At 70.9% G+C, this 22,733-nt stretch carries 23 protein-coding genes; 12 read left to right on the forward strand and 11 right to left on the reverse strand.

Going from position 1 to position 22,733, the window contains the following annotated elements; genetic code table 11:
- From fahA to AORI_RS67170, 3 genes are all read right to left on the reverse strand, one after another.
- Positions 1-1,176, reverse strand: a complete 1,176-nt coding sequence (gene fahA, locus AORI_RS67160; RefSeq protein ID WP_016335557.1) for a fumarylacetoacetase — start codon at positions 1,174-1,176, stop codon at positions 1-3.
- Complete coding sequence (locus AORI_RS67165) at positions 1,173-2,015, reverse strand: hypothetical protein (RefSeq protein ID WP_016335558.1); 843 nt, start codon at positions 2,013-2,015, stop codon at positions 1,173-1,175. Before AORI_RS67165 ends, fahA begins: the two co-directional genes overlap by 4 nt.
- 80 nt (positions 2,016-2,095) lie before the next feature.
- A complete protein-coding gene (locus tag AORI_RS67170; RefSeq protein WP_016335559.1) occupies positions 2,096-2,638 on the reverse strand; it encodes a MarR family winged helix-turn-helix transcriptional regulator in 543 nt (180 codons plus the stop codon).
- A 380-nt stretch (positions 2,639-3,018) separates the two neighbouring features.
- Here AORI_RS67170 and AORI_RS67175 point away from each other — a divergent pair, with 380 nt between their 5' ends.
- Genes AORI_RS67175 through AORI_RS67185 form a run of 3 tightly spaced genes read left to right on the forward strand, consistent with a single transcriptional unit; the run spans position 3,019 to position 5,611 of the window.
- Positions 3,019-3,636, forward strand: a complete 618-nt coding sequence (locus AORI_RS67175) for a DUF1989 domain-containing protein (protein ID WP_043848233.1) — start codon at positions 3,019-3,021, stop codon at positions 3,634-3,636.
- Positions 3,633-4,745 carry an oxidoreductase gene (locus AORI_RS67180; RefSeq protein WP_016335561.1) on the forward strand — a complete coding sequence of 371 codons (1,113 nt, stop codon included), beginning with the start codon at positions 3,633-3,635 and terminating at the stop codon, positions 4,743-4,745. The genes AORI_RS67175 and AORI_RS67180 overlap by 4 nt, the downstream gene beginning before the upstream one ends.
- Entirely contained in the window at positions 4,742-5,611 is an 870-nt protein-coding gene (locus AORI_RS67185; RefSeq protein ID WP_016335562.1) for a polysaccharide deacetylase family protein, read from the forward strand. Before AORI_RS67180 ends, AORI_RS67185 begins: the two co-directional genes overlap by 4 nt.
- Here AORI_RS67185 and AORI_RS67190 read toward each other — a convergent pair.
- Positions 5,599-7,158: a PucR family transcriptional regulator gene (locus tag AORI_RS67190; protein ID WP_016335563.1), complete on the reverse strand. Its 1,560-nt coding sequence runs from the start codon at positions 7,156-7,158 to the stop codon at positions 5,599-5,601. The two genes, AORI_RS67185 and AORI_RS67190, sit on opposite strands and share 13 nt — an antisense overlap.
- Positions 7,159-7,275: 117 nt before the next feature.
- Here AORI_RS67190 and AORI_RS67195 point away from each other — a divergent pair, with 117 nt between their 5' ends.
- Genes AORI_RS67195 through AORI_RS67205 form a run of 3 tightly spaced genes read left to right on the forward strand, consistent with a single transcriptional unit; the run spans position 7,276 to position 9,751 of the window.
- Positions 7,276-8,481, forward strand: coding sequence for a serine/threonine-protein kinase (locus tag AORI_RS67195; protein ID WP_016335564.1), 1,206 nt, complete (start codon positions 7,276-7,278; stop codon positions 8,479-8,481).
- A gap of 56 nt (positions 8,482-8,537) precedes the next feature.
- On the forward strand, positions 8,538-9,164 hold the full coding sequence (locus tag AORI_RS67200; RefSeq protein WP_016335565.1) for a ClpP family protease: 627 nt from the start codon (positions 8,538-8,540) through the stop codon (positions 9,162-9,164).
- Positions 9,161-9,751, forward strand: coding sequence for a ClpP family protease (locus AORI_RS67205; protein WP_016335566.1), 591 nt, complete (start codon positions 9,161-9,163; stop codon positions 9,749-9,751). Before AORI_RS67200 ends, AORI_RS67205 begins: the two co-directional genes overlap by 4 nt.
- Before the next feature lie 149 nt (positions 9,752-9,900).
- On the opposite strand, the gene AORI_RS67210 is transcribed toward AORI_RS67205, so the two are convergent.
- Together AORI_RS67210 and AORI_RS67215 are read right to left on the reverse strand one after the other, a co-directional pair.
- Positions 9,901-10,233: a helix-turn-helix domain-containing protein gene (locus AORI_RS67210; protein ID WP_016335567.1), complete on the reverse strand. Its 333-nt coding sequence runs from the start codon at positions 10,231-10,233 to the stop codon at positions 9,901-9,903.
- A gap of 45 nt (positions 10,234-10,278) precedes the next feature.
- Positions 10,279-11,223, reverse strand: a complete 945-nt coding sequence (locus tag AORI_RS67215; RefSeq protein ID WP_016335568.1) for a GlxA family transcriptional regulator — start codon at positions 11,221-11,223, stop codon at positions 10,279-10,281.
- A gap of 70 nt (positions 11,224-11,293) precedes the next feature.
- Here AORI_RS67215 and AORI_RS67220 point away from each other — a divergent pair, with 70 nt between their 5' ends.
- A complete protein-coding gene (locus AORI_RS67220; protein ID WP_016335569.1) occupies positions 11,294-11,629 on the forward strand; it encodes a cupin domain-containing protein in 336 nt (111 codons plus the stop codon).
- On the opposite strand, the gene AORI_RS67225 is transcribed toward AORI_RS67220, so the two are convergent.
- From AORI_RS67225 to AORI_RS83015, 3 genes are all read right to left on the reverse strand, one after another.
- Entirely contained in the window at positions 11,614-12,279 is a 666-nt protein-coding gene (locus tag AORI_RS67225; protein ID WP_016335570.1) for a pentapeptide repeat-containing protein, read from the reverse strand. The genes AORI_RS67220 and AORI_RS67225 overlap by 16 nt on opposite strands.
- Before the next feature lie 54 nt (positions 12,280-12,333).
- Positions 12,334-12,510 carry a CsbD family protein gene (locus AORI_RS67230; protein ID WP_016335571.1) on the reverse strand — a complete coding sequence of 59 codons (177 nt, stop codon included), beginning with the start codon at positions 12,508-12,510 and terminating at the stop codon, positions 12,334-12,336.
- A 72-nt stretch (positions 12,511-12,582) separates the two neighbouring features.
- On the reverse strand, positions 12,583-12,789 hold the full coding sequence (locus AORI_RS83015; protein WP_016335572.1) for a hypothetical protein: 207 nt from the start codon (positions 12,787-12,789) through the stop codon (positions 12,583-12,585).
- Positions 12,790-12,935: 146 nt separating this feature from the next.
- Here AORI_RS83015 and AORI_RS67235 point away from each other — a divergent pair, with 146 nt between their 5' ends.
- Positions 12,936-13,463: an EF-hand domain-containing protein gene (locus AORI_RS67235; RefSeq protein ID WP_016335573.1), complete on the forward strand. Its 528-nt coding sequence runs from the start codon at positions 12,936-12,938 to the stop codon at positions 13,461-13,463.
- A gap of 87 nt (positions 13,464-13,550) precedes the next feature.
- On the forward strand, positions 13,551-14,504 hold the full coding sequence (locus AORI_RS67240; RefSeq protein ID WP_228688184.1) for a hypothetical protein: 954 nt from the start codon (positions 13,551-13,553) through the stop codon (positions 14,502-14,504).
- Here AORI_RS67240 and AORI_RS67245 read toward each other — a convergent pair.
- Together AORI_RS67245 and AORI_RS67250 are read right to left on the reverse strand one after the other, a co-directional pair.
- A complete protein-coding gene (locus tag AORI_RS67245; RefSeq protein ID WP_016335574.1) occupies positions 14,434-15,069 on the reverse strand; it encodes a helix-turn-helix transcriptional regulator in 636 nt (211 codons plus the stop codon). The genes AORI_RS67240 and AORI_RS67245 overlap by 71 nt on opposite strands.
- A gap of 86 nt (positions 15,070-15,155) precedes the next feature.
- A complete protein-coding gene (locus tag AORI_RS67250; RefSeq protein ID WP_043848987.1) occupies positions 15,156-15,407 on the reverse strand; it encodes a hypothetical protein in 252 nt (83 codons plus the stop codon).
- A 276-nt stretch (positions 15,408-15,683) separates the two neighbouring features.
- Here AORI_RS67250 and AORI_RS67255 point away from each other — a divergent pair, with 276 nt between their 5' ends.
- The 3 genes from AORI_RS67255 (at position 15,684) to AORI_RS67265 (ending at position 22,732) form a co-directional block, all read left to right on the forward strand.
- Positions 15,684-17,741: an ATP-binding protein gene (locus tag AORI_RS67255; protein WP_016335576.1), complete on the forward strand. Its 2,058-nt coding sequence runs from the start codon at positions 15,684-15,686 to the stop codon at positions 17,739-17,741.
- Positions 17,742-17,804: 63 nt separating this feature from the next.
- Positions 17,805-21,452 carry an ATP-binding protein gene (locus AORI_RS67260; RefSeq protein ID WP_016335577.1) on the forward strand — a complete coding sequence of 1,216 codons (3,648 nt, stop codon included), beginning with the start codon at positions 17,805-17,807 and terminating at the stop codon, positions 21,450-21,452.
- 20 nt (positions 21,453-21,472) lie between these two features.
- On the forward strand, positions 21,473-22,732 hold the full coding sequence (locus AORI_RS67265; RefSeq protein ID WP_016335578.1) for an ABC transporter substrate-binding protein: 1,260 nt from the start codon (positions 21,473-21,475) through the stop codon (positions 22,730-22,732).
- The last annotated feature ends 1 nt before the right edge of the window (position 22,733 follow it).

The following is a 22,733-nucleotide window of genomic DNA, read 5'->3' on the forward strand; positions in this document are numbered from 1 at the left end:
TCACCGTGCGGGCAGCACGCGTCCCCGCACCTCGCCGAACCCGATCCGCGAGCCGTTCGCGCCGGGCGCGGTGCCGGTGATCACGACCTCGTCGCCGTCCTGCAGGAAGGTGCGCTCCTCCCCCTTGACCGTGAGCGGTTCCTTACCGCCCCAGGACAATTCGAGGAACGCACCGCGCTGACGCTTCTCCGGTCCGGAGATCGTCCCGGAGCCGTACAGGTCACCCGTGCGCGACGAAGCGCCGTTGACCGTCAGATGCGCGAGCATCTGCGCGGGTGACCAGTACATCTCGCGGAACGGCGGGCGGCTGACCTCCTCGCCGTTCCATTCGATGACGAGGTCGATGTCGAGCCCCCACGGGTCGCTCTCCCGCAGGTACGGCAGCGGCTCCGGATCGGTCTGCCCGGGCAGCGGGATCCGCGCGGCTTCCAGCGCCAGGATCGGCACCACCCACGGGGAGATCGAGGTCGCGAAGCTCTTGCCGAGGTGCGGGCCCAGCGGCACGTACTCCCACGCCTGGATGTCGCGGGCCGACCAGTCGTTGAGCAGGACCGCGCCGAAGACGTGGCGGGGGAAGTCGTCCGGCGTGATCGGGCTGTTCAGCGGCGTCCCGGTGCCGACGACGAACCCCATCTCCGCTTCGATGTCGAGCCGGACGCTCGGGCCGAACACCGGCGCCGTGTCGGCCGGGGCCTTGCGCTGACCGCTCGGGCGCACGATGTCCGTACCGGAGACCAGGACCGTGCCGGAGCGGCCGTGGTAACCGACCGGGAGGTGTTTCCAGTTGGGCAGCAACGGTTCCGCGTCGGGGCGGAACAGCCTGCCGACGTTCGAGGCGTGGTGCTCGGAGGCGTAGAAGTCGACGTAATCGGCGACCTCGATCGGCAGGTGCAGTGTCACCCGTCCGACAGGATGGACCGCGCCGTCGGGGAGTTCGCCGGAGAGCAGGTCGCGGATCCGCTCGCGGACCGCCACCCAGCGGTCGTATCCCTGCGCCATGAACGGGTTCAGCGTCGGCGCGGCGAACACGTCGTCGCCGAGCGCCGCAGCCAGGTCGACGACGGAGTCGCCGACGCGCACGCCGACGCGCGGGGAATCACCGTCGACGGAGAACACGCCGTACGGCAGGTTGTCGATCCCGAACAGGGAGCCTGCGGGGATGTCGATCGTGGTCATGCCTCTCCTCGGGGCGCCTCGAGCAGGCCGAGTCCGGCCAGTTCGGTCAGGGGGTCGGTGATGCTGCAGGTGCCGAACGACGTGAAGCCCGCGCGGACCGCGTCGACACGATCCGCGTCCAGTGCGCGGAGGCGCTCGGCGATGACGGCGCCGTCTCGTTCGGAGAGAACGGCTTCGGCGTCTCCGCCGGTGAGGACGGCGTCTGTGGCGAGCATCAGGTTGAGGAAACCGTGCTGTTCGAAGCCGGTCTCCGGATCGGTGTTGCGGAGGGCGTGATGCAGCCCCGCGGTGGCCTTGAACGGCACACCCGTGTCGCAGGCCGCACGGACCGCGGCGGCGAGTTCGGCTTCGTCGGGGTACAGGTCGGCGCGGACGCCGCCGGTGCGGAACTTCGCCCGGTGACCGGTGCCAGCAAGGGCCTTCAGCAGCGGGATTCGCCGCTCGTCACGCGGGATCTCGACGAAGACCGGCGCGGTGGCACGGGAAAGCGCGGCGAGCACCTCGTCCGCACCCATCCCGTCCGGGACGGCGATCTCGAGCGCTTCGAGCTTCACCGGGAGTTTGGCGACCGCGTCGAGCACGCCGTCGAGCTGTGCGGGTCCGCCGGGCAGGGTCACCGAGACCGGCAGCGGGGTCTCCCGGCCGTCCAGCACCTCGGCGAGGTCGCCGAGCGCGGTCGCGGCGATGACCAAGGGGCCGACGAGGCCGGCGTACCAGGCGGAGACGTGCTCGTCGTGCGCCGCGACGGCGTCCGGCAGCGGGGCCAGACCGGGCGGGAACACCGCGGCGTCGTCGCACAGCCCGGCGAAGAGCGCGGGAATCCGTCCGCCGTCCACCATGGTCTCCTCCTCGCCGATTTAGTTCACACTTTGACTATCCATCGGGCAGCGTAGTCCGGTCTTCCGGGCGACGGGAAGGCCTACTTGCGGCTCCGGGTGCCGAACTCGGCGCGGCTGGTGATCAGCTTGCCCAGCAGCATCACGAGGATGCGCTGTTCGGTCTCGGTCAACGCGTTCGTCCAGCCGAATTCGCGCTCGTTGTGCTCGCGGAAGACCGACACCATCTCCTCTTGCCCCACCTCGGTGAGCGACAACCGCACCGAACGACCGTCGCGCTCGTCCGGGGCCCGGTCGAGCATGCCCTCCGCGACCAGCGTCTTGACCAGGTTCGACACCGCGGCCCGGCTCATCCCGGTCAGCCGGGCGGCACTGGTCGGTTCGAGTGGTCCGGCGAGCCAGACCACGAACAGCAGCCGGAACGCCGACCAGGACCGCCCGCGCGGCCGGTGCACCGCGGCTTCGAGGTCGTAGGTCACCAGGTCGGAGGCGCGGTTGAGGGTCAGCAGCACCTCGGTCGCCAGCTGGTGACGGAAGCCGTACTCCTGGGCGAGCCGCCGGTTCGCCAGCGCCACGAACGACCAGAAGTCCAGCCCGGCCGCGTCCACAGCGTCCACGTCTTCCATCGGCGAACACTAACCCGGTCCTGCGAAAATGGTCAAAGTCGAAACTACTTTCGGCAGGCTTGGCAGGAGGGTGATGTCACATTGGGGCCGGCAGAAGTAAATGAAGGCCTCCTTGAGGGACCCAGAGTCCCTCTAGGAGGCCTTCACGGACTAGATGATTGCCATACGCGCGACCTCCGTACCTGCGTTCGACCGCGGCCGCCGCGATCGCCCGGTCCGTGAAGGCCTCCTTCCCTACCTTCAGGGTAGGAAAGGAGGCCTTCACTACCTCCAGGGTTCGACGAGTAACCATAGGCACTTGGATGTTTGTCTATCTGGGGTGCTTGATCATGGAGGTTTCTCCATGGCGAGACCTCGACCCGGCCCTGTTTGCTGGGGCCATGAGCAGAACGGAAGTGCCACCAGGCACCGCCAAGGCCGTCCGCGTGGCCGCAGGCGACCTGATCCGCGTGATCGACGTCGACGGCGGCCAGGTCGGGGACGTGTTCGCCTTCCGCGACAGCGGAGGGGCCGAACTGACCGAGCACCACAGCGCCGCGCACACCCGCGCCGGCGTCGACAGGCTGTTCCCCGCGGTCGGCGAGGCCTTCCTGACCAACCTGCGCCGCCCGATCCTCACGCTGGTCGAAGACACCTCACCCGGCGAGCACGACATGCTCATCCCGGCGTGTGACCCGGCCCGTTACAAGGCGCTGGGTGTACCGGACCACCGGTCCTGCGCCGCGAATCTGCTAGAGGCGCTGGCAGCGGAGGGCCTGAGCTTCACCGGTCCGACCCCGCAGCCGATCAACGTCTTCATGCGCATCCCGGTCGGCGAAGGCGGACGCCTGAACTGGCTCACCGCGAACTCGCGCCCCGGCGACGCGGTGACCCTGCGGGCCGAGATGGACTGCGTCGTCGTGGTCTCCGCCTGCCCGCAAGACCTCGTCCGGATCAGCGACGCCGGACTCTCCCCGCTCGCCATCGAAACCGTCCACAATGGAGGAACCAGGTCATGACGACCACCGTCGAACACCCCGCGCTCGCCCCGATCACCCTCGGCGGTCTCGCGCTGCGCAACCGTTACGCCGTCGCCCCGATGTCCCGCGTCTCCGCGCGGCCGGACGGCACCCCGACCGGCGAAATGGCCGACTACTACGCCGAATTCGCCCGCGGCGGCTTCGGGCTGGTGTTCAGCGAGGGCACCTACCCCGACAGCGCGGCCAGCCAGGGCTACCTCAACCAGCCCGGCCTCGCGCGGGACGAGCACGTCGCGGGCTGGCGGGTGGTCACCGCCGGAGTCCGCGCGGCGGGCGGCCGGATGATCGCGCAGCTCATGCACGCCGGGGCCATCGCGCAGGGCAACCCGAACACCGTCGGCCCGTCGGCCGTCCAGCCGCGCGGGGAGAAAATGCGCGCGTACGGCGGTTCCGGGCCGTGGCCGGTCCCCCGCGAACTGACCACCGCCGAGATCGACGACATCATCGACGGTTTCGCGGCCGCGGCCGTGCGCGCCCGTCAGGCCGGCTTCGACGGCGTCGAGGTGCACGCGGCCAACGGGTATCTGCTCGACCAGTTCCTGACCGACTACACCAATCACCGCACCGATTCCCACGGCGGACCGGTCGCGAACCGGATCCGGCTGACCGCCCGGGTCGTGACCGCCGTCGCCGAGGCGGTGCCGGAGCTGGTGACCGGCGTGCGGTTGTCGCAGACCAAGGTCAACGACTTCACCTATCGCTGGCCTGGCGGCCGCGCCGACGCCGAGGTGATCTTCGCCGCGGTCGCCGAGGCGGGCGCGCGGTATCTCCACATCGCCAGCGAGGGCCGGAACTGGCTGGAGACGGCGAAGCTGGCCGACGGCGGCACGATCACCGCGCTCGCCCGGGAGGTCACCGGGCTGCCGGTGATCGCCAACGGCGGGATGCACGACCTCGCGCAGGCCCACGAGGTCCTCACCGGCGGGCACGCGGACCTGCTGTCGATCGGGCACGGCGCGCTGGCGAACCCCGATCTGCCCGCCCGTGTCGCGGCGGCGGAACCGCTGGCCGAGTTCGACCGCGCGATGGTCTCCCCGACGGTCACGGTGGCGAACGCGCGCCGTTGGCGGGAGAGTCGGCAGGCGTGACGGAAGCAAGCTGGCACGGCGGCGCGGCCGCGGTCGCGACCCTGACCTTCGATGTCGACGCGGAATCCCCGATCCTCGCCCGAGGACGGGGTTACGCGGACCACCTGTCGACCATGTCCCATCAGGCGTACGGGCCCAGGGTCGGGGTGCCGCGCGTCCTCGATCTGCTCGACGAACTGGCCGTGCCCGCGACGTTCTTCGTGCCGGGCTGGGTCGCCGAACAGCGGCCCGGCCTCGCCGTCGCGATCGTGGAGCGGGGGCACGAGGTGGCCCACCACTCCTACAGCCACCGGCCGCCGACCGCGATGACCGCGGCCGAGCAGCGGGCCGATTTCGAACGGGGCATGGCGGTCTTCGCCGCACAGGGCATCGAGATCAGCGGCCATCGCGCGGCGGGCTGGGAGTCCACTTGGGACACTCCGGCGCTGGTGGCCGGACACGGGCTGACCTACGACTCGTCGCTGATGGCCGACGACCGGCCGTACCTGATCGACACCGGGGCGGGCCGGATCGCCGAGTTGCCGGTGCACTGGTCGCTCGACGACTGGGAGCAGTACGCGTTTCTTCCCTCGCCGCACATCGGCTCGGTGATCACCTCACCGACGAAGGTGCTCGAGATGTGGCGCGCCGAGCTGGACGCGATGCGCCGCTATCGGTGCCTGTTCAACCTGTGCCTGCATCCGTTCCTTTCGGGCAGGCCGGGGCGGCTGGAGGCGGTGCGCGCGCTCATCGAATTCGGACTCGGGCTCGGCGACGTCCGGTTCGCGCGCTGCCGCGACGTGGCGGCCGCGGCGCTGGCCGACCCCGCCTTGCCCGTGGAACCGTTGCGGCGCCTCGAAGTCGACCCCGCGGTCTATCCGGACTGAGCCGCTTCGAGCGCCAGGAACAGGTCGACCCGGTCCGCGGTCCGCCCGACGTCGCGGCCGGTCAGCTCGGTGACCTTGGCCAGCCGGTTGCGCAAGGTGTTGACGTGCACGAACAGGGCCGCGGCGGTGGCCGCCCAGTGGCCGTCGTGGTCGAGGAACGCCCGCAAGGTGGTCTCCAGTTCGCCGTCGCGGAGGCGATCGTGCTCGCGCAACGGACCGAGCAGGGCGTCGGCGAAGGTGTGCCGCCACTGTTCGTCGTGCGACTCCAGCAGGAGCCGGTAGCTGCCCAGCTCGGCGAAACTCGCGGCGATCGGCCCGCCGCGCCTGCCACGGAGCACGCGGCAGGCTTCGCGGCTGCGCGACAACGGCGTCCGCAGTTCGGCCGCACCCGGCACCGGGTCGGCGAGTCCGACGACCACGCGCCCACCGGAGAGCCGGTGCGAAACCGACGCCGCCAGCCGCGGCGCGAAGACGGCGGGCGACTGCCTGCCCGAACGGAACGGCAGCACCGCGACGACGTCCTGGCTGCCCGCCGCCACGACCGCGGGCAGCCCGTCCGCCAAGAGGAAGTCCGTGACGGCCTCGGCCATTCCCGGCGGGGTCGCGGCTTCCTCACCGGCGAACGCCAGCGCGATCACCGCCAGCGGCCCGTCCGGGTCGACCCCGAAGGCACGTAACCTGCCGGGCACCTCCGCGGCTCGCTGTGCGCCGGAGAGCACCATGTCCAGCAGTTCGACGGCGAACCGCATCTCGATCGCCTGCACCGCCTGGTGCCGGGCCACCTCCAGGCTGAGGTAGCGCGCGGTCTGCTCCAGCGCGTCCCGCTCTCCGCGGGTCAGCTCCGCCGCAGGACGCAGGCACAACAGCGCGGCGTCCGCATCGCCGATCGCGCCGACGGGGAACAACGCCGCCCGCGTCCCCGCGCCGAGATCCGCCTCCAGCGGCGGTGGATGCCCGGCCAGTGCCTCCGCCGCGGCGCGCGTCTGCCCGGCGTCCAGTTCGGCGCCGGCGGACGCCAGTTCCCGGCCCATCCGGTCCACGACCGCCAGCGGGAGTTCGTGTTCCCGGCGGAGGACCGCGAGTACCCCGGACGCGCCCGCGCCCCTCGACAGCGCCGAAGTCAGCTCGTCGCCTCGGCGCACCAACGACATCAGCGCGTTCTGCCGGTCGGTGGCCTGGATCGCCGCGGCCGCGCGGGTGACCGCCGTGAACGGCACCGCCACCGAGATCTCCAGCAGCGGCAACCCGGCTTCCCGGCAGGCGTCGGCGAGCGCGGGCGGGGTGTCGCGTTGTTCCACGCGCAGGCCGAAGATGATCCCCGCCGCTCCGGCGCCGACCACCCTCGCGACGAAATCCGCCGGATCGACCCGGTCGAGCCACAGGCCGTTGGTCAGCACGACCTCGTGCTCGCGCACGTACGGCCCCGGATCGGGGAGCTCGGTGTTGTGCACCCACAACACCTGCCCGGCCAGTGCTCCGTCGCGGCCGGGGACGACCACCCGCAGTTCCAGGGCCGGGTCCTCGACCAGCGCCGCCAAGGTCAGCATGGCTGTGAATATATCCAGCCGCGCCGGTCCTATATGGATGAACGGCCATTTCATCGTTTTGTCATGAGCCCTGGTTAACGTGCCTCGGAGACCCTTCAGGATTCGAGGAGCCCTACTGTGACGGCAGTTTCGAGCACGATCGCCGAGCGCTACACCCTGCTCGAGAAGCTGGGCGGCGACGGGACGGCCGTGCTGTGGCGCGGCGAGGACGGGCCGGACGGGCCCCAGGTCGCGATCAAGCAATTGCCGCTTCCCACGCACGAGCCCGCCCGCGTGGAGCGGCTCCAGGAGGAAGCCCGCGTCGCGGTGGATCACCCGTCGGTGGTTTCCGTCCGGGATGTCGTGATCGCGGACGGAAGCGCGTTCGTCGTGATGGATCCGGTGGAGGGACGGACCCTGAAGGACCTGGCGTCCGCGGGGCCGCTGCCGCCGCGGTTCGTGGCCGACCTCGGCGGGAAGGTCCTCGGCGCGCTCACCGCCGCGCATACGGCGGGCGTCGTGCACGGGGACGTGCGGCCCGCGAACATCCTGGTGGGTCCCGACGGCGCCGTGAAGCTGATCGGCTTCGGGATCGCCAAGGCCCTCGACCCGGCCGGCACACCGGCGTTCCTCGCCCCCGAAACGATCGCGGGACACGAAGGCACGCCCCATTCCGACCTCTGGTCGCTCGGCGTGACACTGCTCAGCGCGACCGAGGGCGGGAACTTCTTCCAGCGGGCGAACGTCGCGGCCACGCTGTACGCCGTCGTCAACGAGCAGCCCGCCATCGACCGGACGCCCCGCCCGCTCGCGGACGTGCTCCGCGGGCTGCTGGCGAAAGCGCCGCACGCGCGCATGCTGCCGGGCCAAGCGCTCCCGTTGCTGGCCCAGGCCGCGAGCGGGATCGAAACGCCCGCGCCGATCCCGCCGACGCGTCCCGGCCCGAAACCGCCGTCGGTCTTCGCGGTACTGACCGGGGTGGCGAGCATGCTCTTCGGTTTCTTCGTGCTGGCGGACGCGATGCTGGTCCACTACGTGTACCTGATGCACTGGCATTGGGTGCCACTGCTGCTCTGTCATGTCGCCCTCGTCCTGTCGGGGGTGTTTTCGGTGGCCGGCGGCGGGCTCCTGCTCACCAACGTCCGCCGTGGGCAGGTCATGATCACCGTCGGCGGCGGGCTGACGCTGCTCAGCCTGCTTCTGCTGAAGGCGCTGGGTGAAGCGGACTACCTCGGCCTCGCCCTGCAACCGGGGCTCACCCTCGACCTCCTCGCCATCGTCTTCGCCATGCTCTTGACCATCACCGTGTGGTTCGTGCCGGCGAAACGCCCTGCTGTGGGCTGATCCGCTCACAGCAGAGAAACCGGCGGGCGGCCGGGCCCCGGCGGCATGGTCGGGGCATGAGCGACAACGAGAAGCAGCCACTCTTCGACCAACGGCAACGGGAACGGTTCTTCAGCCAGCGTGTGCTGGTCCTCGACGGCCCGCTCGACGACGACAACGGAACGGTCCTCACCACCCAGCTGCTGTCGCTGGCGAGCGAGGATCCGCGCAAGGACATCGCGTTGTGGATCCACTCGCCGGGCGGTTCCGTCCCGTCGATGCTGGCGATCCGGGACGTGATGCGGCTTGTGCCGTGTGACGTCGCCACCCTCGCGCTGGGCTTGGCGTGCAGTGCCGGGCAGTTCCTGCTCTCCGCGGGCACCCCGGGCAAGCGGTTCGCCCTGCCGCACGCGCGGATCCTGATGCACCAGGGTTCGGCGGGCATCGGCGGCTCGGCCGTCGAGGTGGAGGTGCAGGCGGACGACCTGCGCTACACGCGCGACACGGTGCTCGGGCTCATCGCCGAGGACACCGGGCAGCCCATCGACCGGATCTTCGCCGATTCGCTGCACGATCGCTGGTTCACCACCGAACAGGCCCGCGAATACGGCTTCATCGACCACATCGTCGAAAGCCTCGACCAGGTCGTCCCCGTCCGCACCCACAAACTCGGCCTCGGCACGGAAAGGGGTGCGGGCAAATGAGCACCTACACCATCCCCAACGTCATCTCCCGCAGTCCCGCCGGCGAGCGGATCATGGACGTCTACTCGCATCTACTGTCGGAGCGGATCATCTACCTCGGGACCGCGATCGACTCCGGGGTGGCGAACGCCCTGATCACGCAGCTGCTGTACCTGGAGGCGGACAACCCCGAGCAGGAGATCAACCTCTACATCAACACCGAGGGCGGTGATCCGTCGGCGATGCTCGCGCTGTACGACACCATGCGCTTCATCAAGGCGCCGGTGGCGACGACCTGTGTCGGCCAGGCCGTCGCGGCGGGCGCGATCCTGCTGGCCGCGGGCGAGGCGGGGCACCGGTTCGTGCTGCCGCACACGCGGGTGGTGCTGCACCAGCCCGCGGCGCAGGGGCGCGGCACGATCCCGGACCTCATCCTGCAGGCCGACGAGGTCGTGCGGGTGCGGACGCAGCTGGAGGAGATCCTTTCCGCCCACACCGGCCGCGCCGTCTCGGATCTGCGGCACGACACCGACCGGGACCGCGTGTTCGACGCGGCGGGCGCCGTCGCCTACGGGCTGGCGGACCGCGTCCTCGACGAACGTGCCTAGTGCGAAGTCTGGTCCCGGAGGTGGCTGAAGGGGACTTTCACCGCATGCGATGCGGGTAAAGCTCTCTTCATCTCGTGACTGGGCGGACGGCGCGTGTGATCAGACGGACGACACGCGTGATTGGGTGGACGACACTCGGGCTCGACCGCTCAGGCGGCCATGAGCACGGGCCCTCGCGGACGGCGGCCGACCGCGAGGCCCGTGCTGCCGCCCCGGCTGATCGTGCCCGCGATCCCGAAGAGCAGCTCCGCCAGGTCGAGCCCGAGCGCACCGGTGACCGCGGCGATCATCTCGCTCGACGGCTCCTTGCGGCCGCGCTCGATCTCCGAGAGGTACTGCGGCGAGATCCCCGCGCGTTCCGCGACGTCGACGAGGCGGCCGCCCTGTTCCTCCCGCGCGGCGCGCAGGCTCCGGCCCAGCACGTCACGCCACAGCGGTTCCGGTTCGGGGCGCTTCTGCTGGAAAGGAAGGATGTCCGCCATACGGTCATCGTGACATCGGGCCGGGGCCCGCGTGCGCCGTTCCGCTCAAGGCGAAACCGGGTCACGGAACGCGCGCCGGTACGCGCCCGGCGTCGTGCCGACCTGGTCTCGGAAGCGGCGCCTGAGGTTCACAGCCGATGTCAGCCCGACGCGGGACGCGATCACCTCCACCGGCAGGCCGGTCTCCTCCAGCAGGGTGCGCGCCTCGGTCACCCGGCGCGTCAGCAGCCACGCGCCCGGCGTGGTGCCGAGCTGATCGGCGAAACGCCGGGCCAGCGTGCGCGGCGAGACGTTGAGGTGCGCGGCCAGATCGGCCACCGACAACGGCGTCCCGAGGCGCGTGCCCGCCCATTCGAGGAGACCGTCCAGCTCGTCGCCGGGCGGCGGGGCCGGGACGAACTGCGCCTGCCCGCCGTCGCGATGCGGCGGCATCACCATGTGCCGGGCGACGAGGGCGGCGTGCGCGGCGCCGTGGTCGCGCCGGACGAGGTGCAGGCAGAGGTCGATCCCGGCGCCCGCCCCGGCGCTCGTGGCGACGTCTCCGTGGTCCACATAGAGCACGTCCGGCTCCACCTGGATCAGCGGGAACTCCTCCCGCAGCTGGGCGGCGCGCGCCCAATGCGTGGTCGCCGACCTGCCGTCGAGCAGCCCGGTGCGGGCCAGGGCGAAGACACCGGAACAGATCGTGACGAGCCGCGCTCCCCTGGCGTGCGCGCGCAGGAGCGCCCGGCGCACGGGGGCCGACAGCGGTGCCTCGACCGGCGACCAGCCGGGGATGAGCACGGTGTCGGCGTCCGCCAACGAGGAAAGGCCCCGCGTCACGGACATCGCGTACCCGGCCGTGGTCGGCACCGGGCCGGGTTTCTCCGTGCAGACGTCGAACTCGTAGTACTTCGGCACCCCTGCCCGCTCCGTGCCGAAGACCTCGGCGGCGATCCCGAGCTCGAACGTCGACTGCACCGGCCGCACCAGTGCCCTCACGCGATGCATGGCAAGAAAGTACCCCATGGTGTCTTCCCTGACACTGTCCGCGGCCCGACGGCCGAGGCAGCATGGGGACATGCACTCAGAGATCCTCGCCCAAGAGGGCTACACTTCCGTCTCCGTCAAGGAATCCCCCGCGCGCGAGCTCTTCCCCGGAATCCGCCTTCGTCCATTGTGGACAGGCACGGACGGCGCGCAGGCGAACCTGCTGGAAATGGATCCCGGGAGTTCGTGGCCGCACCGCGACGTCCACGAACCCGGCCCCGAAGAGGTCTTCGTCGTCTCCGGCACCTTCAACGACGGCGCGCGCGACTATCCGACGGGGACCTTCCTGCACGCCCCGGCCGGTTCATGGCACGTGCCCGCGTCGGCGATCGGGTGCACGCTGTTCGTCTTCTACCCCGAGGGCTGAACCGACAAGCCGCTCTCGGTCGCGAGGATCCCCGCGACCGAGACGGCCTGTTCGCCGGTGATCTTCGCGCCGCGCAGGGTCAGCAGACCGCGGACCCCGGACAGGCGCGAGCCGCGGAGATCGCAGCCCACCGCGGCGGTCGCCGCGAACTCGGTTTCGGTGAAATCGCAGTCCACGAAGGTGAGCCGCGACAGATCGCCGGAGAACACCGTCTCCCGGAACGAGCATCCAGAGAACACGACCGAACCCTTAACCCGCTCGACGGTCACTGAGGCGTAGTCGAAGCGCGCGTTCTCGACGTACAGATCGGTGGCGGAAGTGATCGCCACCCCGAGCCCGATCGCCCGGCAGCGCAGGATTTCGACCCGCCGGGCCGACAGTTCGCGGATCGCCGCGTTGGACAGGTCGACGCCTTCGAAAACCACGTTGGAGAGCGTCAACCGGTCGAGGCGGGCGTTCGCCAAACTCACGTCCGAGACAAGGGAGTGCGCGATCTCGCCGCCACCGCGGGCGCCGTCCTGCTCACCGCCGTCGAGGTGGACCGAGTCGAAGTCGAAATCGCCGCGGAACACGGCGATTTCGCTTCCGAGGTCTTCGCGCTCGACCGAAGGCCGCCGCACCTTGATGCCGTCGAAATCCCGGAACTCCATGCCCCGGACCGTACCGGGGCCCGCCTCGGCAGGCGGGCCCCGCCGGTCACGAGGTCAGTCCCGGACGCCCTTCACCGCGTCCTTGACCTTCTCGCCCGCCTGCTTGACATTGGCCTTGCCCTGCTCGGCCTTGCCTTCCGCCTGCCACTGCTCGTTGTCCGTGGCGTTCCCGGCGGCTTCCTTGGCCTTACCCTTGAGCTCGTCGATCTTGTTCTCGGCCTTGTCGTTCATCGGAGCCTCCTTCGTTGTCCGTCGCCTCCGAATACCCGGCTCACGGCCCCGAAAACGGCGCGTTCGTCACAGTCATCGCTCGCCGCCCGTGTGACCGCAGGGGTACTCCGTCCTGGCGGCGACGGCTTCGCAGACCGGGCAGTTGTTGACCGGCCGTTCCCGCCGGCCCCAGTAGGGATGAGTGGCTCCGCAGAGCGCGGTGACCGGCTCTCCAAGAGCGGGGTCCGGGTTGCAGGCGGGGCAGTAGGCGTGTGCCGCCCGCTCGATTCCGGCTGTCATGCTCCACCTCCTGGTGGATAGGCCGTTCCCCGGTCAGAATACGGCGGTCCTCGCTCCGCGTTCTCCGAGACGTCCCCCGATCGTGGCGGCCCGGGGCCCTGAATGGCCGCTGTTCCGCTACTGCTTCCGGTTCTATCGTTCGGCGCATGGCAAGCGACTTGCAGCGGCGCAAGGTGTCGGGGGTCTTCGCCGCGATGGACGTCGACGGCGACGGTTTCCTTGAGGAGCAAGATTTCCAGGCCCTGGCCGACCGCTGGGCGCGGCGGCGCGGGCCGGGTGACGAACGGCGCCTGACCGGCATCATGCTGAGCTGGTGGACGACGTTGCTGGCGGCCTCGGATCTGAACCGCGACAACAAGGTCACCCTCGACGAAGTGCTGATGGTGGTCGACAAGCTCCCGGACACGCCCGAGGCCGTGACCGCCACGGCCGACGCGATGTTCGAAGCGGTCGACGAGAACCGCGACGGCCTGATCTCCGCGGCGGAGTACCACCAGTTGATCGAGGTGTGGAACGGGTGCCCGACCGACACCGACGCCACCTTCCCGCTGTTGGACTCCGACGGCGACGGGATGCTGTCGCGGGACGAGTTCGCCGCGCTGTGGCTGGAGTTCTGGGCCGGTGACGACGCGGAGGCACCGGGCACGCTCGTCTTCGGCCCGCTGGCGGTCTGACGGCTTTCGGGCGGACCCCGCGTCCATACGGGCCGACCCCGGCCACTCGGCACGCCGCCACCGTCCTGGCCGCTCAGGATGGCACGCGTGGAAGCCGACTCGATGGTCTCGCGTGCGATCGCGCTGTGCCTGCGGGACCGGTGGAAGGCAGCCGCCGAACTGTTGGCGGAGAACGATTCCTGGCTGGGCGAGCTCTTCGGCGGACTGGCCGAGCTCTGGGACGGCCGTTCCGCGCGGTTCGGCGCGAATCTGACCCAGCGCGAGCGGTGGCCGTCGAGGGCGGTACCGCGATGCCTGGACGATCAGATCGCTTCGTACGTCGCCGCGTTGCTGGTGCTGGGCGAACGAGCACGCGCGGAAAAGCTGCTCGCCGACGAGGCCTTCCCCGAATCCCGCCTGCGGGACAGCGAACGTTCGCTGCTCGCGGCCATGCGCGGCCGGCCCGGTCCGGCGATCGACTTCGCGCACCGGAGCCTGACCGACGGTGCTGGGCCCGGCTACGACATCGGGGCCTCCGCGATGCACCTGTCGACCGTGTCGGTCCTGCTGTCAGAGGGACGGTCCACCGAAGCGCGGGAACTGCTGACCGCCGCCCGCGCCACGGCACCGGCGCTGGCGCACCTGCTCGACATCGCCGAAGCCCGCGTCGACCTCGCGGAGGGCGAAACCGACCGCGCCACCCGGCTCCTCCACGCGGCCACCCGCGGGCTGGTCGTCGGCACGGACATCGCCTGGGCCGACCTCGCCGACCTCGCGTTACGGAGGAACGACCGGGCGTCGGCGAAGCAGGCCCTCGACGCGCTGGAGGCTCTCGCCGCCGCGATGCCGACCGGACGGGTGTTGTTGCATCGGCATCTGGTCCGGGCCTGCCTCGGCAAGGAGTCCGCCGACGAGTGCCTCTGGCTGGCCCGTGAACGCGACCAACCGTTCGAACTGGCCGTCGTCGCCGAACGCCTGGCGAGCCGTGGAGCTAGATCACCCCGGCCCGGACCGCGTACGCCACGGCGTGCGGCCGGTTCTTCAGCTTCAGCCGTCCGGTGATGCCCTGGATGATGTGCTTCACGCTGCGTTCCGAGTAGCTGAGCTCACCGGCGATCTCGACGGTGTCCTTGCCCTCGGCCATCAGCCGCAGCACGTCGATCTCCCGCGTGGTGAGCCCGGCGGTGTTGACGCCCATCGGGTCGAGCACCTCGCGTTGCAGCCGTTCGACGTGTTTGAGCAGTTCACCGAGCAGGCTCGGCGGGAGCACTCCGCCGCCGGTGGCCGCCGCGCGGACCGCGTGCGCCAGCCGTTCGCCGGTCGTGGCCGACCGCGGCAGGACCGCCACCACCCGGCATTCGATGGCGGGCACGAGCTCCGCCTCGCTGATCTGGCTCACCACGAGCACCACCGGCTTGCCGTCCTCGGCGGCGAGCCGCCGCAGCCAGAGCACGATCTCCGGCGTCAGGCATTCGGCTGCGAACACCAGTACGTCGGTCTCGGCGCGCCGATCCCAGTCCCGGATGTCGATCCCCTGCTGCGTGCCCAGCTGGCTGGCCAGCCCCGCCGTCGTGATCGGGTCGGGCGCGTGCACCGCCACGGTGATCTGTCGGGTTTCCGTGTCCACTTCGTCCCCTCCGCTTGTCCGCGGCCCCAGTCGGATGGATGGGACACAGTCTGCGAAAGAGCTCTTCACGAAGTCTCCGCGAGACCTCAACGAGGCGTGAAGAACTTCGTGGCCTGCTGAAACGCCTCGACGTACTTGGGGAGCTCGTCCAGAAGCTCGCGGAGCCTGCCCTCGGGGCCGGTGTAGTCCGGGTCGGCGAGGAGGGCGTAGCCGTAGGCCAGCGTCCGGCGAAGTTCGGCGACGCGGGCTTCCGCCTCGTCGGCGTCGAGGACCAGCCTGCCGTTCTGGGCGAGACCGAGCAGGACATCACCGGCGAACAGCTCCTGATCCTGGCTCACCGGCACAGCATGCACAGCCGCGCATGCCCGCCACCAGCACCGGCCGACACTTTGCCCCTGCGCACGCCCGGGTTTGCCCACTCGCCCGTCACCCGTCCGGTGAGCGAAAACCACATGAACGGACATCCGATGGTCCGTGGGCCGGCGAAATCCGGTCATGGCCGCGCAAACCCACACGGTGAGTGTCCGATTGATTGCGAAGCCCACATCGGCGCCACTAGGATTTTCGCCGAGCGGGACACTCTTTTCGGCGGTCGGACGCACAGGCGGCAGGTCATGGACGAGGTTTCCTCGCTGACGGTGCGGCTGCTGGGCGGTTCCCCCGCCTGCCACGGCGACGGCGAGATCGCGCTGGGTCCTGCCCAGCGCCAGGCGGTGTTCGCCACGCTCGCGCTGCACGCCGGCCAGTTCGTCTCGCGCCGGGAGATCATCGACGCCGTCTGGGGCGAGCGGCCACCGGACAGTGCCACCGGAATCGTGTACACCCACGTCTCGGCGTTGCGCCGCGCGCTGGAGCCGGCCGGCGAACCGCTCGTCGCCAGCCGCGCCGGTTACCGCCTCGACTTGCCGAAGCCGCAGGTCGACGTCCACGTCTTCGAAGCCGAGCTGGACCGCGCCCGCGCGCACCGGCTCGAGGGCGCGCACCGGCGGGAGCTGGAGTCGCTGCGGTCGGCGCTCGGGCAGTGGCGGGGCTCCGCGCTCGACGGTATCCCCGGCCCGTTCGCCGAGACCCAGCGTGCCCGGCTGAACGAACTGCGTCTGAGCGCGCTCGAACGCCAGGCCGAGGTCGCGCTGCGGCTCGGTGAGCATCGCGAACTCGTGGACGAGCTCGCCGTCCTGGTCGAGCGCCATCCGCTGCGCGAAGGCCTGCACCGCGTGCTGATCACCGCCCTGTTCCGGTCCGGGCGGCAGGCCGAGGCCCTGGCCGCGTTCGACCGTGCCCGCGAGACGATCATCGAGCGATCCGGCCTCGAACCCGGCCCGGACCTGCTGGACCTGCGGCGACGGATCTCGGCCGGCGATCCGTCCTTGCACGGCCGGCCGGAACCTCCCCAGCGGACGCAGGCCGTCCCCGCCCGGCCGTCCGCTTTCGTCGGCCGTGAGTTCGAGCTCGGGCGGGTGCGACGGCCCCTGTCCGCGCTGCTGGACGAAGGTCGCGGCACGACGATCTGGGTGGACGGCGAGGCGGGCAGCGGCAAGAGCACGTTCCTGGCCGAGGCGCTGGTCACGGCGAGGAGCCGGACACGCTGGGTCGAGGCCGACGAGCTGAGCGGCGCGGTCCCGATGAGCATCGTCGCCGACTGCCTCGGTGGTGAGGCGCTGGCCGATCTCGGCAAAACGGTCACCGAGCTGTGCGAAGCCGGGCCCCAGGTGCTCGTCTTCGAAGATCTGCACTGGGCCGACGAGGAAAGCCTGCTCGCCTGGCAGCGGCTTCACCGGTTGACCGCGCATCTGCCGCTGCTGCTGATCGGCTCGGCGCGGCCGCTCCCCCGGCGCCGCACGCTCGACGTCCTCCGCTCGGAGTTCGACGGCGAGATCATCCCGTTGCCGCCGTTCGACGGCCCGGCCGTCGCCGCGCTCGCCGAGGAGACCCTGGCCAGGGATCCGGGTGAGGACTTCCTCCGGTTCGCCGCCGAGTACACCGCCGGCAACCCCGGCTACCTGCGTGAGCTGTTCGCCGAGTTCGCCGACGGCCACGAGCCGGACACCGCGCCGCACGGCAGGCTCGCCGCCGTGGTGGAGGATCATCTCGCCACGCTTTCCGTGCCGGGCAAGCGAACGCTGAATTCAGCCGCGTTGCTCGGCTCTTCGTTCACCATCGCGGACCTCGCGGGGGTCACCGGCCGAAAACCGCCATCGCTCACCGGACCGGTGGAGGAGGCGCTCGCCGCGCACGTGCTCGAAGCCGACGGAGAACGTCTGCGGTTCCGCGTCCCGCTCGTTCGAGCGGTGTTCGCCGCGAACACCCCGCCCGCCATCCGCGCCGTGCTGCACCAGGAGATCGCCACGACCATGGCGGACTCCGGCGCGCCCGCGGATCGTGTCGCCGAGCAGCTACTGCAGGCAGGCGACGAGCTGACCGCGCCCTGGATCCCCCGCTGGGTACTCGACAACGTCCGCGCGCTGTCCGCAGGCACCGCCGTCGAACTGCTCGATGTGCTTTCCCACCAACGGAATCTCACCGAGGAGCAGCACCAGGAGCTGACCGGTGAACTCGCCGCGCTCCTGCTGCCCGAAGCGGACGCCGCGCCCTCCTGGCCCACCCAGCCCTGGTGCACGCCGCTGCACGCCCTCACCCGGGTGCGCAACCCGACCGCGCCGAGGACGTCCTAAACTGCGCGGGACACAGACCAGTGATCCGGCCACTTCCGCTGTATGACGAGAAATGGAGCCGGCGTGACGAACGGGCTGCGCGTCGAGCTGCTCGGGCCGCCTCGTGCCTGGCTCGACGACGTCGAGCTGAAGCTCGGGCCCGCCCGCCAGCGCGCGGTCTTCGCCACCCTGGCGACGCGGCGCGGCCAGGCGATCTCCCTCGGCGAACTGATCTCCGATGTCTGGGGCGGTTCAGCGCCCGCCAGCGCCACCGGCAGTGTCCACACCTATGTCTCCGGTCTGCGCGGGGCGATTCGCAAGGCGGGCGGAGACGCGCACGAAATATTGCGTTCGTCCGGATCGAGCTACTCACTGCGGCTGGACGGTGAAGCGCTCGACGTCCACCGGTTCGAAAAGGACGTCGCGGCCGCCAGGGCGGCGCTCGCCGATCAGCGGGGCGCGGCCGCGCGACTCACCTCCGCGCTCGGCCTCTGGCGCGGCGAGGCCTACTCCGGCGTGCCCGGCCCGTTCGCCGAAGCGGAACGCGTCCGGCTCGCCGAACTCCGGCTCACCGCCGCCGAACTGCGCGCCACGGCCCTGCTCGGTACCGGCGATCACCGGGAGCTGGTGGCCGAGCTGACCGCGCTGGTGCAGCGGCATCCGTTGCGCGAGTCCCTGCACGAGACGCTCATGCGCGCCCTGCACGCCAGCGGGCGGCAGATCGAAGCGCTCGGCGCGTACCGCGAGGCCAGGCGGATCCTCCGCGACGAACTCGGCGTCGAACCCGGCGCCCCGCTGCGGGAGCTGCACCAGCGCATCCTCGACGGCAGCGAAAAACCCGCCACCGCACCGAAACCGGCTCCGGTCCGGGTCGTGCCGCCGCCGGTGGCCAAGGCGATCGAACGCGGCGGCCACGGCCACCTGCCCGGCCGTGCCCGGCAGGTGGAGCGGCTCGACGGCTTCGTCACCGACGTGCTGGCCGGCCGCGGCCGCCCGGTCTGGCTCGAAGGCGAACCGGGTATCGGCAAATCGGAACTGCTGATCGCCGGGCTGGCCGGTGCCGCGGCGCGCGGCTGTCAGCTCGCCTGGACCGCGGCCGACGAGCTGCAGCAACGGTTCCCGCTGCAGGTGATCATGGAATGTCTCGGCGTGCACCACGGCGCGGCGGATCCGGCGAAGGCCAAGCTGGCCGGTGAGCTGCACGCCGAACCCGCGCACGGCGACTGGGGCCCCGCCGACCCGATCCTGTCCACTGTGGACAAACTGCTCACGCTGGTCGACGAGACCTGCGCGGCGGGCCCGCTGGTGCTGGTGATCGACGACCTCCACTGGGCCGATGAGGCCAGTGTGCTGCTGTGGCAGCGGCTGGCCGCCGCCACCCGCCAGCTGCCGTTGCTGCTGGTCGCCGCCACGCGCGCCGGGCACGGCCGCCGGGACCTCGCCCAGCTGCGTCGCGGGGTGGAAGCGAGGGACGGCGTGATCATGCCGGTCGAGGTGCTGACCGACGACGACATCGCCGCCGTGTTCGAGGCGATCCTCACGGCGAAGCTCGGGCCGAGCCTGCGCCCGCTGGTCCGGCGCGCGGCCGGGAATCCGCTCTACGCCAGGGAAGTCGCGCACGACCTGGTCCGGACGGGCGCGGTGCGGATCACGGCGGGTGTGGCCGAGGTGACGCTGGACGGCACCGAGAACGCGCCGCGTTCGCTGCTGGCGGCGGTGGCCAGGACGCTGGAGACCCTCGACCAGGCCACGACCGGGATCCTGCGCACCGCCTCCCTGCTGGGCGCGGAGTTCGCCGTCGAGGACATCGCCACGCTGGCGGGCAAGAGCCCGCTCGAGGTGCTGCAGGAGCTGGAGCCCGCCATCACCGCGGGCGTCATCGAGTACGCCGGCGACAAACTCGCCTTCCACCATCCGTTCCAGCGGCAGGCGCTCTACGGCGCCATCGGCGAACCGGTCCGCGCCGAGTTGCACCGGCGCGCCGCCGAATCGCTCGCGCGGGCGGGCGCGCCGGTCAAACGGGTCGCCGAGCAGCTGGCCGCCGGGCCGGTGCCGTTCGACCCGTGGCTGGCGGGCTGGCTCACCGCGAACCACGTCGCGGTGTCCAACCGCGCCCCGCATATCGCGGCCGACCTGCTCCGCGGCGCGCTCGACAGCGCGGTGCCCACCCGTGAGCAACGGGAGACGCTGATCGCCGCGCTGGTCCGCGTGCTGTTCCGGCTCGAACTCACGCCCGAGGCCGAAGCCGAGGAGGCGGTGAAGACCGTCGTGGACAAGGCGGATCTGGCGCAGATGCGGCATTTCCTGGCCGCGCTGCGCTACCGCCGGGGCGACACGCCCGGCGCGATCGAGGCGCTCGGCGACACCGCGGACGACCCGTCGATCCCGGAACTGTGGCGCACCAGCACCCGGACGCTGCTCGCCAACTTTCGCCGTGGAGACCTGTCCGATCTCGACGAGACCGAACGGATCGCGCGGGGCCTGCACGCCGAGGCGGCCGAAGCGGGTGAGCGCTACCCCGCCGCGCACGCGCAGCAGACGTTGTGGCTGGTGCACTCGATCCGCCGGGAGCACGACCGGGCGCTGACCGCGATCGACGCCGCGCTGGAGACCGCCGGCCACGAGGCCGATCTGGCGACGCTGCGGTTCGATCTGCTCGACAACCGGCTCTTCACGCTGCAGAACCTCGACCGGCTCGGCGAAGCCGACGCCACGCTGCACGCCGGCTACGAGACCGCGGCGCGGCACGGTCTGCCGACCGGTCCGCAGGTCTCGGCGGCCGTGCACTACTACTGGACGGGGCGCTGGGACGAGGCACTGGCCGAGCTCGATTCGGTCACCGAGGACGGCCCGGCGATCACGTTCTACGGCGTGCGCGAGCCGGGTGCCGCCGCCCTGTTGCTGCACGGGGTCGCCGCGCTCATCGCGGGCCATCGCGACGAACGCGTCGCCGTCCGCGCCCATCTGGAAGCGGCCGAGGCGCATTCGCCGTCGAACTCGTCCGAACGCGAGAGCTGCGACTTCTACCTGGCGGCACTGGCGATGGCCGCCGAACAACGCGGCGAACTCGACGACGCGTTACGCCTGATCGCGCCGGTGCTGCGCCCCGATTACGCCCGGATGATGCTGCGCCACCAATGGCTTCCCGACGTCGTCCGCGTCGCGCTCGCCGCCGGGAACGACGCCGTCGCGCACGAAGCGCTCGCCGTCTGCGCCGAGGAGGCGAGCCAGGAGACCGTCCCGGCCAGGGCCACCGCCGCCGCCCTGCGGTGCCGGGCGCTGATCGACGGCGATCCCGAAGGTATGCGCGCGGCGGCCGATCACTACCGCGAGGTCCGCCGTCCCATCGAACTCGCGGCCGCTCTGGAAGACACCGCCGAACTGCTCGGCCGCGCCGGCTACCTCGAAGAGGCCACCCGCTCGCTCACCGAGGCGTGCGAAGTGCTCGGGCCGGTCGGCGCCACCTGGAGCATCCGCCGCGCGGAAAGCAGGCTGCGGCGCTACGGCGTCTTGAGCCGCGCGGAACGAGGCCCCCGGCACAGCGCGGCACTGTCGCCGCTGGAACTGCGCGTCGCGCGGCTGGTGGCGGCGAAGCTGTCCAACCCGGAGATCGCCGCGGAGCTGAGCCTTCCGAGGCGGACGGTGCAGTCGCTGGTGTCCAGGGTGCTGACCAAACTGCACGCCGATTCCCGGCTGACCGTCGGCGACCAGCTGCCGAGACGACTCGCGTGACCGCACGACCGAGGAGAACCATGACCCGCGTACTGGCCGGATTGACGGCCCTCGTGCTGCTGCTCACCGGCTGTTCCGGCACGCCTGAAGCCGGTGGTCCGATCAAGCTCACCGTCGCCACCTTCGGCGAGTTCGGGTACGAGAAACTGTTCGACGCCTACGAAAAGGCCCACCCGGGCATCACCGTCGAAGGCCGGGTCGCCGACTTCGAGACGCATCACCGGCAGCTCGCCACCGGGCTCGGCGCCGGACGCGGCAGTGCCGACGTGGTGGCGATCGAAGAGCAGTACCTCCCCAAGTTCCGTCAGTCGACGGACAAGTTCAGCGATCTGTCCGAGTTCGGCGCGCAGGGTCTCCGCGAGCACTGGCCTGCCTGGAAATGGGACCAGGGCACCGCCGAGGGCGGGAAATTCGTGATGGGCCTCGGCACCGACATGGGCAGTCTCGCCCTCTGCTACCGCCGTGACCTGTTCGCGAACGCCGGCCTGCCGACCGACCGCGACCAGGTGGCCGCGCTGTGGCCGACCTGGGAGAAGTTCGCCGAAACCGGGGAACGGTTCAGCGCCAAGGCACCGGACGACGTCAAGTTCGCCGACTCGGCGGGCACCGTCTACACGGCGATGCTCAACCAGGCGGAGGAGAACTACTTCTCCACGGACGACAAGTTCATCGCCGACACGAATCCCAACGTGCGCAAGGCTTTCGAGCTCGCGGGCGGGATGGCGCTGAAGAAGGAGACCGCCGCGGTCACCACGTTCACCCAGCCGTGGACGGTGGCGATCAAGCAGAGCCGGTTCGCCGCCATCACCTGTCCCGCCTGGATGCTCACCCAGATCCAGGAGGCGGGCGGCCCGGAGCTGGCCGGAAAATGGGACGTCACCTCGGTTCCGGGCAAGGCGGGCAACTGGGGCGGTTCGTTCCTGACCATCCCGAAGCAGGGCGCGCACCGCAAGGAGGCCTACGACCTCGCCGTCTGGCTCACCGCCCCCGAACAGCAGAAACGGATCTTCCTGGAGAGCGGGTTGCTGCCGAGCGCGCTGGGCGCCTACCAGGATAGTGCCGTGCTTTCCCACACCAGCCCGTATTTCAGCGGTGCGCCGATCGGCAAGATCTTCGCCGCATCCGCCGAGGCCTTGCGGCCCAACTACCGCGGGCTGCGCGACGGTGAGGTGCGGCCGGTGTACGGGCACGCGCTCGGCCGCGTCGAAGAGGGGAAGCAATCGCTCGACGAGGCTTGGAACCAGGCCGCCACCGAAGGCCGCGCCGCGGCCGCCAACTGAG

Origin of the sequence: Amycolatopsis keratiniphila, from assembly GCF_000400635.2 — a bacterium.
Classification (GTDB): Bacteria; Actinomycetota; Actinomycetes; order Mycobacteriales; family Pseudonocardiaceae; genus Amycolatopsis; species Amycolatopsis keratiniphila.